At 41.8% G+C, this 12,443-nt stretch carries 10 protein-coding genes and 1 pseudogene; 5 read left to right on the forward strand and 6 right to left on the reverse strand.

The window, feature by feature from the left end; genetic code table 11:
* Window positions 1–131 precede the first annotated feature (131 nt).
* Complete coding sequence (gene lpxH, locus QQK00_RS02040) at window positions 132–860, reverse strand: UDP-2,3-diacylglucosamine diphosphatase (protein WP_284215817.1); 729 nt, start codon at window positions 858–860, stop codon at window positions 132–134.
* A 9-nt stretch (window positions 861–869) separates the two neighbouring features.
* Window positions 870–1,367 (reverse strand): peptidylprolyl isomerase, encoded by a 498-nt coding sequence (locus QQK00_RS02045; RefSeq protein ID WP_284215818.1) that lies wholly within the window; start codon window positions 1,365–1,367, stop codon window positions 870–872.
* A gap of 156 nt (window positions 1,368–1,523) precedes the next feature.
* Here QQK00_RS02045 and cysS point away from each other — a divergent pair, with 156 nt between their 5' ends.
* Window positions 1,524–2,906 carry a cysteine--tRNA ligase gene (gene cysS, locus QQK00_RS02050; RefSeq protein WP_284215819.1) on the forward strand — a complete coding sequence of 461 codons (1,383 nt, stop codon included), beginning with the start codon at window positions 1,524–1,526 and terminating at the stop codon, window positions 2,904–2,906.
* A gap of 20 nt (window positions 2,907–2,926) precedes the next feature.
* Here the strand turns inward: cysS and QQK00_RS02055 are convergent, their stop codons facing one another.
* Complete coding sequence (locus tag QQK00_RS02055) at window positions 2,927–3,463, reverse strand: DUF6817 domain-containing protein (protein WP_284215820.1); 537 nt, start codon at window positions 3,461–3,463, stop codon at window positions 2,927–2,929.
* Between the two features lie 160 nt (window positions 3,464–3,623).
* Here QQK00_RS02055 and QQK00_RS02060 point away from each other — a divergent pair, with 160 nt between their 5' ends.
* Entirely contained in the window at window positions 3,624–4,337 is a 714-nt protein-coding gene (locus QQK00_RS02060; RefSeq protein ID WP_284215821.1) for an SDR family oxidoreductase, read from the forward strand.
* Window positions 4,338–4,397: 60 nt separating this feature from the next.
* Here the strand turns inward: QQK00_RS02060 and QQK00_RS02065 are convergent, their stop codons facing one another.
* Window positions 4,398–6,098 (reverse strand): lytic transglycosylase, encoded by a 1,701-nt coding sequence (locus QQK00_RS02065; protein ID WP_284215822.1) that lies wholly within the window; start codon window positions 6,096–6,098, stop codon window positions 4,398–4,400.
* A 22-nt stretch (window positions 6,099–6,120) separates the two neighbouring features.
* The gene (gene gloB, locus QQK00_RS02070; RefSeq protein WP_284215823.1) at window positions 6,121–6,966 is read right to left on the reverse strand and encodes a hydroxyacylglutathione hydrolase; all 846 of its coding nucleotides are present in this window, start codon (window positions 6,964–6,966) and stop codon (window positions 6,121–6,123) included.
* Window positions 6,967–7,115: 149 nt separating this feature from the next.
* On the opposite strand from gloB, the gene QQK00_RS02075 reads away from it, so the two are divergent.
* Entirely contained in the window at window positions 7,116–7,883 is a 768-nt protein-coding gene (locus QQK00_RS02075; RefSeq protein WP_284215824.1) for a methyltransferase domain-containing protein, read from the forward strand.
* An 18-nt stretch (window positions 7,884–7,901) separates the two neighbouring features.
* Here the strand turns inward: QQK00_RS02075 and metG are convergent, their stop codons facing one another.
* Window positions 7,902–9,935: a methionine--tRNA ligase gene (gene metG, locus QQK00_RS02080; protein ID WP_284215825.1), complete on the reverse strand. Its 2,034-nt coding sequence runs from the start codon at window positions 9,933–9,935 to the stop codon at window positions 7,902–7,904.
* 149 nt (window positions 9,936–10,084) lie between these two features.
* Here metG and apbC point away from each other — a divergent pair, with 149 nt between their 5' ends.
* Both apbC and QQK00_RS02090 read left to right on the forward strand, forming a co-directional pair.
* Window positions 10,085–11,188, forward strand: coding sequence for an iron-sulfur cluster carrier protein ApbC (gene apbC, locus QQK00_RS02085; RefSeq protein WP_284215826.1), 1,104 nt, complete (start codon window positions 10,085–10,087; stop codon window positions 11,186–11,188).
* Between the two features lie 646 nt (window positions 11,189–11,834).
* A pseudogene (locus tag QQK00_RS02090) lies at window positions 11,835–12,398 on the forward strand (P-loop NTPase); the annotation flags it as partial.
* Between the last annotated feature and the right edge of the window lie 45 nt (window positions 12,399–12,443).

Consider the following 12,443-nt stretch of genomic DNA (forward strand, 5'->3'; position numbering starts at 1 on the left):
TGTTTTGACGCAAATCCGCATGAATATTGGATTTAAAGTGAAAAACGTAACTTTTTGGCGACACTTTTTTGAAACGTCTATATAAATTTTGTGTAAGCGCGTCAACATTCATTAACACATGAACAATCAACCTAATTAAAGTCTCTATGCTCTAGGCGCAAGCCGTTTTTATTTACCAACAATATTGAGCCTTGAGAATACCAGTCCCCCAGCACAACACGTCTTAGCGATTTTCCTTGTGCTTCAAAATCGTGAATATTTGGTCGGTGGGTATGTCCATGGATGAATAAAGATACATTGTGTTTGCACATTGCTGTTTCGACTTCAGATTGCGTGACATCCATAATATTGGCGGCTAGCATTTGCTTATTATTCTTGCTTGTTTTACGTCCTTTTTCTGCGATAGATTTTCGTATACTAAGCGGTAAAGCAAGCATCAATTTGGGCCACCACCACCCTCGTGACTTCTTCCTAAATTTCATATATTCGATATCACGCGTGCATAATTCATCCCCATGGCTAATAAGGGTTCTTGTGCCATACAAATCAATAATGGTTTGCTCAGGTAATATTGTCATGCTTGCTTGTTTGGCAAACCTTTTACCAATGGCAAAATCCCGATTGCCATGAATGAAATATACAGGGATTGCCTTGCTTACCGTTGATATCACAGCCGCAATTTTCTGATTAAAAGGGGATTGGTCATCGTCACCAATCCAGACTTCAAACAAGTCACCTAAAATAAATAACTTCTCTGCTTTAGGCGCTTCTTCTCGCATAAATTTTATGAAACATTGAGTGATATCAGGTCGATCATCACTCAAGTGCAAGTCTGATATGAAGTAGGTAAATTTATCCACTAAATGCCGTTATTGTTCTGCGATGGTGGCAGATTCAATGATCACATCATCGACAGGTACGTCTTGATGAAAACCAGATGAGCCAGTTTCAACCGCTTTAATTTTTTCGACAATGTCTAGGCCTTCTATAACTTCTCCAAATACGCAATATCCCCAACCTTGAGAGTTTGGCGCAGAGAAATCTAGGAAGTCGTTGTCTTTTACGTTAATAAAAAACTGGGCAGTGGCAGAGTGAGGATCATTCGTCCGCGCCATCGCAATTGAACCAAGTTTATTGCTCAAGCCATTGTCTGCTTCATTTTCGATTGGTGCATTAACTGGTTTTTGTTCCATGCCCGTTTCAAAACCGCCGCCTTGAATCATAAAATTGCTGATGACACGGTGAAAAATTGTGTTGTCATAAAAGCCATCTTTTACATATTGCAGAAAGTTTTCTACGGTTTTAGGGGCTTTTTCTGCATTAAGGCTTAGTTTAATGTCACCGAAATTTGTTTTTAAAACGACCATTATGTTGTTCATCCATTAAAAATAAAGGCGCTAATACTAGCGTAAAACTGAGTAGCGTAAAAGTCACTGGCGTGAATAGGCGTCTGAGTGCTAGAATTTGCGCCGATTTAAACATGCTTTTTGCAAAAATGACACACAAACGGAAACTTAGCATCTATGTCACAATTACACATTTTTAATACCTTAACGCGCAAGAAAGAAGCGTTCGTACCAATAAAGCCAGAACAGGTTGGTATCTACGTGTGTGGTATTACGGTTTACGATTTGTGTCATATGGGACATGCCAGAACCTACCTCAATTTTGACATTGTGGTGCGCTACTTGCGCCATTTAGGTTTCCACGTGAATTATGTAAGAAACATTACTGATGTAGACGACAAAATAATTGCGCGTGCGGCCGAAAATGGTGAAACACCGGCGCAGCTTACAGAACGCACAATTAAGCATATGCATGATGACTTTGCCGCGCTCAACTTGTGTGAACCCGATATTGAACCGCGGGTTACTGAGCATATGCCTGAGATTATTCATGTTGTTGAGAGCTTAATTAGTAAAGGTTTTGCCTATGTCGCGGCGAGTGGTGATGTGCTCTTTGATGTGTCCGCTTACAAAGAATACGGTCGTTTATCTAAACAAGACTTAAGTCAGCTTCAGGCAGGTATACGCGTCGAAACATCGGAAGATAAAGATGATCCATTGGATTTTGTGTTATGGAAGACAGCAAAAGAAGGAGAGGTGAGTTGGGAGTCTCCTTGGGGGCAAGGTCGACCAGGATGGCATATTGAATGTTCTGCGATGAATCACAAACATCTAGGGGCACATTTTGATATTCATGGTGGCGGGTCTGATTTGATCTTCCCTCATCATGAAAATGAGGTGGCGCAATCTTGCTGCGCATTCGACACGCCATATGTAAATACTTGGATGCATGCAGGCATGGTGCAGGTGGACAACGAAAAGATGTCCAAGTCGTTGGGCAACTTTTTCACATTACGTGATGTACTTGAAAAACATGACGCTGAAACACTGCGCTTTTTTTTGATGTCTGCTCATTACCGAAGCCAACTCAGTTATTCGCAAGATAGTATTGACCAAGCACGTGCAGGACTAGAGCGTCTATATACCAGTCTACGCGGCGTTGACGTTGCTAATGACGTTGATTTATCTGCAGATGGCTATTTGACTGCATTCGAAACCGCGATGAATGATGACTTTAATATGCCGGTAGCTTTGTCAGTATTATTTGACGTGTCTAAATCATTAAATAAGGCGACAGCTGAAGATGCGAGCCGACTGGCAGCGATACTTAAAGGCCTTGGTGCGATTATAGGGATTTTACAAAATGATCCTGAAGATTACTTACAAGGTGGCAATGAAGATGAGGGATTTGCAGTCGAGGTTGAAGCATTGATAGCGGCGCGTAATCAGGCACGGATCGATAAAAATTGGTCAAAAGCAGATGAAGCCCGAGATGCCTTAAGCGCTTTAGGCGTTGTATTAGAAGATAGTGCAGAAGGAACAAAATGGCGCAAGGCCTAATAGCCCTGCGTTTGCATGTGTCAAGCTGCTAAAAAAGTAGCTTTAGTTTTGGCGTTTGCAGCCTCAGATAAAAAGGGTGACATTTTGTCAAATAGGCGGTGTAAATAAGTACCATGCTTGTCAATAAATGCTGGATTGCTGGTAGCAATCTCAATTTCGTTTGCGGCTGTCAGTTCGCAAAAGTTGCGCAATAGATCTTCGGACAAATAGTAAGCGTCGCCTGTGAAACGATTTATAAGTTCTGGCTTTTTAGCGCCATCAAGTAATTTAGTGAAAAAGTCTTTTCTTGAGCAGGCGCAGTATTGATAAACTAACTCTTCAGCGTCATCACCGATTATTTGTGCAACATCATATCGTTGTTTGACTGACAACAGTGATGCATCAAACCCTGATGTACCGTACACAGCATGATACAAGCCAGCATCCTGAAGAAATTGCGGAGCGTTCCATTGGCTTAGTAAGTTGCGTGTGCCTTGCAAGTGTTGAAGAAGTGATCCCTGAATATGCTGGAACTCGCTTGCACCAAGTTCGCCGAGTAGTTGAAACTTGTTTTTCATCATTATTTCCATATTTGTGCTGCTTTAACATGAAGCGTAGCGCTATAATTAATCAGATTGAACTAGAAATCAATAAGTCTTCGCAGGTGTTTTTATTGGATGAATTATTTCTTTTTAAAAGCGTCAGGATCTTTTACAAAATAGGAACACTTAAGTACTCATGAGCCTTATAAATAAAAAAATATTGGTCACCGGCGCGACCTCTGGGATTGGTAAATCACTTGTATTAAAGTTAGCAGATTTGGACCTTGAATTGGCAATTTGCGGGCGCAGTCGCACAAAGATGAATGACTTATTAGCATTACCTGAGTTAAAAGGTAAGGTGTCATTCCAAGACACCTTTGATGCAACGGATTTCGAGCAAGTAAAAACGTTTGTTTCCAAAACAACTGAGCGACTTGGACAGATTGACGTGTTGGTTAATTGCGCTGGTGCCAATGCTTCCCGAGGAAATGTCGCTGATATTCCGCTGGAGGATATGCAAAATATGATCAACATTAATTTGTTGTCACCTTTTGTTTTTATGCAGGAAGTGTTTAATTTATCCATGCGGGCTAAACAGATGGGTCAAATTATCAATGTATTGTCTACGGTAAGTGGGTTTTCAAATCAAGGCATTGGCGCTTACACAGCATCAAAAGCAGGATTTGATGCTTTAACCAAAGTCTTCCGGAAAGAAGCAAGGGATGAAGGGGTTAAAGTAAGTGCAATTTATCCTGGCGGCGTGGACACACCTTTTCGAGAGGCAGATCGACCCGCCTACCTAAGTGCTGAAAGTGTCGCTGACGCTATCGTATTTATGATGTCCCAACAGGGGAATTGCGCACTCGACGAGTTGACGGTGCGTCCGATGGTGGAAAAAAATTATTGCTAGCATATCCACAAACATACAGAATCAAGTGCGTCATTAGACATATTAGATGTAACGAAACACCTACGTTTTCGTTACATCAATGGTCAGCTTGAGCTTTTGCCCTGGTTGCAAATACTTTTTACCTTGCAAATTATTCCACTGCACGATTTCTTGAATACTCACATTGAAGCGATTGGCTATTCTAGAAAGCGAATCACCGCTACGTACTCTGTAAGTGATATTCCGACTAATGGCGGATTGAGACACGCTCATGCTAGGCTTGCCAGACCATACGACCAGGTTCATGCCTACTTTTAGTGGATCTCGTGGCGCCATTTTGTTCCACTTTGCCAAGTCTCTCACAGCTACTTTATGTTTTTGAGCGATATCCCATAAAGTATCTCCACTCCTGACCTTATGTTCTGTTTTGTGCGATCCTCTTACCACTGATTGCGTCTTTTTGAGGCGTTGATCAGCCGATAATGCATATTCTTCAATTGATTTCAGCGCGACAGGTACTAACAAGTGTTTACCTGCAATAATTCTAGATGTCTTTAAGTTATTGATTTCTTTGATAACATCTGTAGTAGTGTTGTACTTGTTCGCTATTTTATCAAGACTGTCACCGCTGCGTATTTTATACCGCACCCAATTTAGCATGTCAGACGCCGGTGTTTGCGTTAGCGCTACTTTAAACGTGTCAAGATTACTCAACGGGATTAGTAAATGATGAGGACCATCAGGGTCTGTTGCCCAACGGTTAAATCCAGGGTTTAAGGCTTGCAATTCTGCAGTCGTCAATCCTGCCATATTTGCCGCTTTGGATAAGTCAATCTGAGAACCCACGTCAACAATGTCTAATACTGGTGTATTTTTAATCGATGGCCAGGCAAACTTGTTGCTTTCTCTATTTCTTAATATGTCCGTTAAGGCTAATAATTTAGGAACGTATGCACGGGTTTCTCTAGGTAGGTCCAAGGACCAAAAGTCAGTCGGTTTACCTAATCGCTTATTTTTTCTAATAGAGCGCATTACACGCCCTTCGCCACTATTATATGCGGCAAGCGCATGTAACCAGTTACCGTCAAACATTTTATGTAATCGCTTTAAATACGCAATGGCGCCATTTGTTGACTCAATGATATCTCTGCGACCGTCATACCACCATGTTTGCTTCATACCATAGTTTTTACCTGTTCCCGGAATAAACTGCCACATGCCTGCGGCTCTGCCATGTGAGTATGCAAAGGGGTCAAATGCGCTTTCGACAATGGGTAGTAGCGCAATGTCGAGCGGCATTCCCTCTGCTTCAAGCCGGTCTACTATGTAATACAAAAATGGTGACGCGCGATTCGATACCCGTTGCATGTAATTTGGATGTTTTAGATACCAATTTTTCTGCGCAATAATCCTTCCTTGATTGCTTGGAACGTCAAATTCAAGTTGTTCCGCCACATAAAACCAAAGATTGGCGTTAGGCATTACTTCTTGCGATGATTCAGCAATGTCGTCATGTATTTTTAATGCATTAACAAGTGTTTGTTCAATATTTTCAACAGGGTGTTCTACTTCAATCACGCCTTCGCTGGGAGGTTGGCAATCTTCATGCGGCTGTCGTAAATTGGCATCTCCTTTTTCGCAAATGTCATCGTTGGCAAGTAATGAGGATTGAACGTCGGTACTCGTATTTTTGTTATCAAGCGAACGTTGTTCAGAGTGTTCAGTAAGATTACAACCTGCAAGCATGTAGAGGCTGCATCCAATTACGGCAATATACTTCATAGTGTTATAATTCTTTTATCCATTAATAGTTATCTTTTGCAGCGCGAACCGCTGCGAATACATCTGTTGCATTGTCTGAATTGACGTCTAATGCATGTTTTATGTTTGCCACAAATTCGGGCACATCACAACGTAAAAACGGGTTAACCGCTTTTTCCTTTTTTATAGTCGTTGGTAACGTACAGCCTTGCCCTCTACGAATGCCAGATACCCAATGCATAAATTCAGATAATACCGGATTATTTGGTTCCAAATGATGTGCGAATTTAATGTTGGCTTCGGTGTATTCATGGGTGCAATATACTTCTAGGTGATCGCCGAGTGATCTTAGTGTACGCAAAGAGTGCCAAAATTGCTGTGGCGTACCTTCAAACATTCGTCCGCAGCCGGCTGAAAACAAGGTATCTCCACAAAATAAATAGTTGTCATTGTGATAGGCAATATGTTCTCTTGTATGGCCTGGCACGTGTAATACCTGTAGCGCGAGTGCATCACATAGTAGACTGATGTTATCGCCATGGTTTAGCGGGTGAGTTATGGCTTTTATTCGATCAGAATGCGGCCCATAAACAGGTACTGACGGAAAGTGCTCAGTAAGTCTTGGAATACCATTTATGTGGTCGTGATGGTGATGCGTAACGATTATTGCCTCTAGCACTAACTGATGTTGCCGAATGAAATCTAGCACTGGGTCTGCGTCACCTGGGTCGACAACGACCACTCGATTTCCTGAGGTAATGCACCAAATGTAATTGTCGTCAAACGCGTTTAAGGGCAAAATTTCTAGCATGCTATTTTTGTTATTTTTATACAAATATTGTAAATGACTTTGAGCAATTCCCCATAGTAGCATCTGAATCGTTTTCATCCAATTGTTAGTATTGCATTAGGAATTACGCGGTTCTATCGCGGTTGATACACGCTTATTTGCAAAGGCTTGTTTTTGGTAAAATTTGGCGTAAGCTTTCATCAGCTAGTTATACATGAGCTAAAGACTAAAATGGGCATAGTTATTTAATGTTGCTGCGTGCTGCGAAAAGAGATGAAAAACCTAGATACCCGGATGTATGGAGTAGGTTAAGCCAAGGTGAGCGAGTAAAAGAGGAACTTGAGCGAGAGTTGGCTCCTGTTGTTGAACGTTTGTTTGGCTATTATTTGCTGAAAGTCGGGGCCTTAAGCAGTGAACTAACACTCGCTACTAGTCCGATTAAACACAAATTTAATTTTTCTGCTAACATCTCAGAATCAACGCAATTGTGCGGAAAATCAAACCAACTGCCAATTCAGAACAATAGTGTAGATGTGTTTGTTGTGCTGGCGGAACTTGACTTTGCGCAAGATCCTCATCAAATAGTACGGGAAATAGATCGTTCAATCACATCAAATGGTCATGTGGTGATTGCTGGATTTAACCCTTTTAGCTTAGCCGGTATCATGAAGTACTTACCAATTAACAGAAACAATTTGCTGCATCAAGGTCGTTTTTTTACAGCTGCTAGGGTAAAAGATTGGTTGCAATTGTTAGATTTTGAAGTGATTCAGCAAGAACAAGTCATCTATTCTTCATTGTTTATGCGTAAACGCTTGGGTGAGCACAGTAGAATAATGCGTTGGTGCAAACGCTATTGTCCTTGGTTTTCTTCTATGTACATTATTGTTGCGAGAAAGCGCGAAATACCACTTTCGCCCATTAAGCAAAAGTGGCATTTAAAGCCAAAATTTAACAATGCACCGGCTACCGCGTCTATGAGCAATACACAAAGCTCACGTTCAAACAAAAATTAAACATGCGAAAAATACCTGTTACTTCACTCGCATACCGGGTTGCGCGCCGTCGTCAGGCTGCAAAACGAATAGGTCTGAGCCGCCTGGTCCTGCTGCTAAAACCATCCCTTCTGATAAACCAAAGCGCATTTTACGCGGCGCAAGGTTAGCGACCATAACGGTCAACTTGCCTTCTAATTGTTCAGGTGTATAAGCTGATTTGATGCCGGCAAATACTTGGCGCGTTTCGCCACCAATGTCTAGCTCTAATCGAAGCAATTTGTCTGCCTTTTCCACCGCTTCAGCCTTAACGATTTTTGCTATACGTAAATCTATTTTTGCAAAATCCTCAAAGGTGATAGTCTCCGAAATTGGATCATCGGCTAGGGGGCCTGACAACGCAATTTTTGGCTCGGGTGTCTTTTGAAGGTTTTCTTTGCTAGCGTCTACCATCGCGGCAACTTTATCCCCATCAACACGTTGCATTAGGGCTTTAAATTTATTTATCTTGTGGCCTGTTTTTACGTCACTAATACTAGACCATGAAAATTCATCATTTAAAAATGCTTCAGACTGCGCCGCTAAATTAGGCACTATGGGTTTTAAGTAAACCATTAATATTCTAAATAAATGGATGCCTAGCGAGCATACGTCATGTGTGAAAACCTGTTTATTTTCATCTTTTATTGTTACCCAAGGCGCTTGTGCATCAATGTATTGATTGGCCTTATCCGCTAAGGCCATAATGTCACGTACTGCTTTGTTATATAGCCGGTTTTCAATTGATTCAGCAATGCCATCTGCTGCGGCTTGAAACTCATTGAGCAACGCAGGGTTTTCAATATTGTCTGATAGAGTGCCATCAAAGCGTTTGCTAATAAAGCCGGCACAACGAGACGCGATATTGACCACTTTACCCACAAGGTCCGAATTTACTTTTTGCACAAAGTCTTCAAAATTTAAATCAATGTCTGCAACGCTGTCATTTAATTTGCTAGCAAAGTAATAGCGTAAATACTCTGGATTTAAATGTTCCAGATAGGTACTTGCCTTAATGAATGTACCGCGAGATTTGCTCATTTTTGCGCCGTTTACTGTGACGAAACCGTGGATGTTTACACCTGTTGGCTTGCGCATACCAGCACCCTCTAACATTGCAGGCCAAAACAAGCAATGGAAGTAGGTAATATCTTTACCAATAAAGTGATATAGCTCCGTATCAGAACCTGCGTCCCAAAATTCGGTGTCATCTAACCCATTTTTATCGCAAAAATGTTTAAAACTTGCCATGTAGCCTACGGGGGCATCTACCCAAACATAGAAAAACTTACCCGGCGCATTTGGAATTTCAAAACCGAAGTAGGGTGCATCGCGGCTGATATCCCATTGCTGCAAGCCTTGTTCAAACCATTCTTCAAGTTTGTTTGCCATTTCGTTTTGGATGGCGCCTGACCGAATCCACGCTTTAAGCATGCCCTCAAATTTAGGCAAGTCAAAGAAAAAGTGCTCAGAGTCCTTTAGTATGGGCGTTGCCCCTGACACGACTGAACGCGGGTTTTTCACTTCAGTGGGGCTGTATGTCGCACCACACACATCACAACTATCGCCATTTTGATCTTCGGCACCGCAACTTGGACAATCCCCTTTTACGAAACGGTCGGGCAAAAACATTTGCTTTTCGGGATCGAATAGCTGATTGATGGTTTTTTTCGAGATATAGCCAGCGTCGTTCAAGCGATTATAAATAAGCTCACAGTATGCTTTATTTTCAGGGCTATGAGTGACGTAATAGTTGTCATAATTTACCAAAAAATCACGCAGATCTTTATCGTGCTCGTCGCGAGTGTTTGCAACCATTTCTTCTGGCGTGATGCCTAATTCTTGCGCTTTTAACATAACAGGCGTGCCGTGGGCGTCGTCGGCACATACGCTGTAACATTGGTGTCCACGTAAACGCTGGAAACGCACCCAAATATCTGTTTGAATGTGTTCTAATAAATGGCCTAAATGAATTGAGCCATTGGCATATGGCAATGCGCTTGTTACTAAAATTCGGCGCTTGGCTTGTTGCATTCTGCGAATATTCCCTGAGTTTGCTAAAAATATTGAAAATATCAGGCTGAAAATATCAGTCTGAAATAAACCGCAGATGTTAGCTTAAACAGGGGCTGAATGCACCTGTAATATGCACTTCAAACATACAAAAGAATATATGGATAGACATGTTTTTTAGAAAAAAGCAGAAACAAGTAGAAACGAATGATGAGCCAAGCACGTCATCCGCCATTTCACTTGCGCTTAAAGCGCATCTTGGCATTGAGAGTTCTGACTTAATACAGGTAGTTATTAGTGCCAAGGAGATTTCGATCAGCTTGCCGATACCCAGTACTTTAGATGAAGCAACGATCTTAGAAGTGTTGCAAGAACGCGGTTTAATACCCAGTGGATATCAATGCAGAGTCGCGAGTAATATTCCGATGTTTGCTGCCAAACAAGCCTTGGTAACCAATGTGAAAAATATTGTCGCTGTATCGTCTGGTAAGGGAGGTGTTGGGAAATCGGCGACAGCAGTTAATTTAGCCTTAGCATTAACGAAGCTTGGTGCAAGAGTGGGTATTTTAGACGCAGATATTTATGGCCCTTCAGTGCCTATCATGTTGGGTACGACGAACGCTTCACCAGAGAGTAACGATAACAAGACCATGCAACCCATTCATGCCCATGGCATGGTATCTAACTCGATAGGTTACTTGGTGGACAACGAGCATGCGTCAATTTGGCGCGGCCCAATGGCAAGTAAGGCACTTCAACAACTAGTGAATGAGACCAAATGGCCGTTGCTAGATTATTTGATAGTGGATATGCCACCAGGTACTGGCGATATTCAGTTAACCATGGCGCAAAATATACCTTTGACAGCCGCAGTCGTCGTCACTACACCGCAAGATATCGCGCTTTCTGATGCTGGTAAGGGGATTGCCATGTTCGAAAAATTGGATATTCCAGTGGTCGGCATCGTGGAAAACATGAGTTTTTTTGAATGCCCAAGTTGCCATACACAATCGCCCATCTTTGCGAGCGGTGGGGCAAGTAAGTTAGGGTCTAGATACAAATTACCGGTGCTCGCTGAAGTACCGATTAATATGCAAATTAGAGAAAACGCTGACAATGGACATTCTTTGTTTGCCGACCATTCGAATACGCATTTACAAGATATTTATCTGGATGCCGCACGCAGCATGGCGGCGAATATGGTAAACAAGATTAAGGTATCGCAAGTCGCGATAGCGTCCGGCGGAGGCATTGATATCACACGCTTGGATTAACGTGCGTTAACCGTTGTTATGCACTAAAAATGACTTTTATGCCAACAACCGTAATAGACTGTTGAAACCAGTGGTAGGTATCCGCATAATTCAACCACAACAATTGAGCTTGTCTCCTGTTTTAGGAAGGTATCGTTATTAAAAACGTTTACACTTCAAGAAAAACTCAATTGGTCTAAGCCTCTAGAATGACTTGTATTTATTTGTAAAAATGTAGTTGGTGAAATATCTGTTTCTCTGGCATGGCTAGATCATTTACTAGGATATTATTGTATGAAAAATTTTAAATCTTCCCCTAATTTTCTGGGCGTTATCGTGTTTGCAATATACTGTCTTGGATTGTATGGAACGTATAGTAAAGACGATCGCTCCTTGGTAAGTTTTGTGCTTGCGACTACTTTTGTCATGTTCTACGTATATTATTTCGATGTAAAACAGACTAAGGCTAATTGCGAGTTACGAACTAGAATTGAAGCTTTGGAGTCAGAAGTAAAGAACAATAAAAACTAGCTTAAGTTATTTGTAATAGGGTTTAAGCAATTGTTAGAATTTAAGTGCAGTTAGGGGATAACATAACCTTCAGAGTGAGTATATGGACTTCTTCGGTTGTATGAGAGTGATTCACAAGGGATATGTGTGATTCATAGAAATTGTTTCAATTTGGCGCGGCCCAATGGCAAGTAAGGCACTTCAACAACTAGTGAATGAGACCAAATGGCCGTTGCTAGATTATTTGATAGTGGATATGCCACCAGGTACTGGCGATATTCAGTTAACCATGGCGCAAAATATACCTTTGACAGCCGCAGTCGTCGTCACTACACCGCAAGATATCGCGCTTTCTGATGCTGGTAAGGGGATTGCCATGTTCGAAAAATTGGATATTCCAGTGGTCGGCATCGTGGAAAACATGAGTTTTTTTGAATGCCCAAGTTGCCATACACAATCGCCCATCTTTGCGAGCAGAGGGGCAAGTAAGTTAGCGTCTAGATACAAATTACCGGTGCTCGCTGAAGTGCCTATTAATATGCAAATTCGAGAAAACGCTGACAATGGACATTCTTTGTTTGCCGACCATTCGAATACGTATTTACAAGATATTTATCTGGATGCCGCACGCAGCATGGCGGCGAATATGGTAAACAAGATTAAGGTATCGCAAGTCGCGATAGCATCCGGCGGAGGCATTGATATCACACGCTTGGATTAACGTTCGTTAACCGTTGTTATGCACTAAAAATGACTTTTATGCCAA

Source organism: Agaribacter marinus (assembly GCF_030160655.1).
Taxonomy (GTDB): Bacteria; Pseudomonadota; Gammaproteobacteria; order Enterobacterales; family Alteromonadaceae; genus Glaciecola; species Glaciecola marina.

What these genes read in the sequence shown, in the direction of transcription:
- cysS (WP_284215819.1), top strand. Translation starts at nt 1,524, where the DNA reads ATGTCACAATTACACATTTTTAATACCTTAACGCGCAAGAAAGAAGCG.
- QQK00_RS02055 (WP_284215820.1), bottom strand. Translation starts at nt 3,463, where the DNA reads ATGAAAAACAAGTTTCAACTACTCGGCGAACTTGGTGCAAGCGAGTTC.
- QQK00_RS02045 (WP_284215818.1), bottom strand. Translation starts at nt 1,367, where the DNA reads ATGGTCGTTTTAAAAACAAATTTCGGTGACATTAAACTAAGCCTTAAT.
- QQK00_RS02065 (WP_284215822.1), bottom strand. Translation starts at nt 6,098, where the DNA reads ATGAAGTATATTGCCGTAATTGGATGCAGCCTCTACATGCTTGCAGGT.
- apbC (WP_284215826.1), top strand. Translation starts at nt 10,085, where the DNA reads ATGTTTTTTAGAAAAAAGCAGAAACAAGTAGAAACGAATGATGAGCCA.
- QQK00_RS02060 (WP_284215821.1), top strand. Translation starts at nt 3,624, where the DNA reads ATGAGCCTTATAAATAAAAAAATATTGGTCACCGGCGCGACCTCTGGG.
- QQK00_RS02075 (WP_284215824.1), top strand. Translation starts at nt 7,116, where the DNA reads ATGTTGCTGCGTGCTGCGAAAAGAGATGAAAAACCTAGATACCCGGAT.
- gloB (WP_284215823.1), bottom strand. Translation starts at nt 6,966, where the DNA reads ATGAAAACGATTCAGATGCTACTATGGGGAATTGCTCAAAGTCATTTA.
- metG (WP_284215825.1), bottom strand. Translation starts at nt 9,935, where the DNA reads ATGCAACAAGCCAAGCGCCGAATTTTAGTAACAAGCGCATTGCCATAT.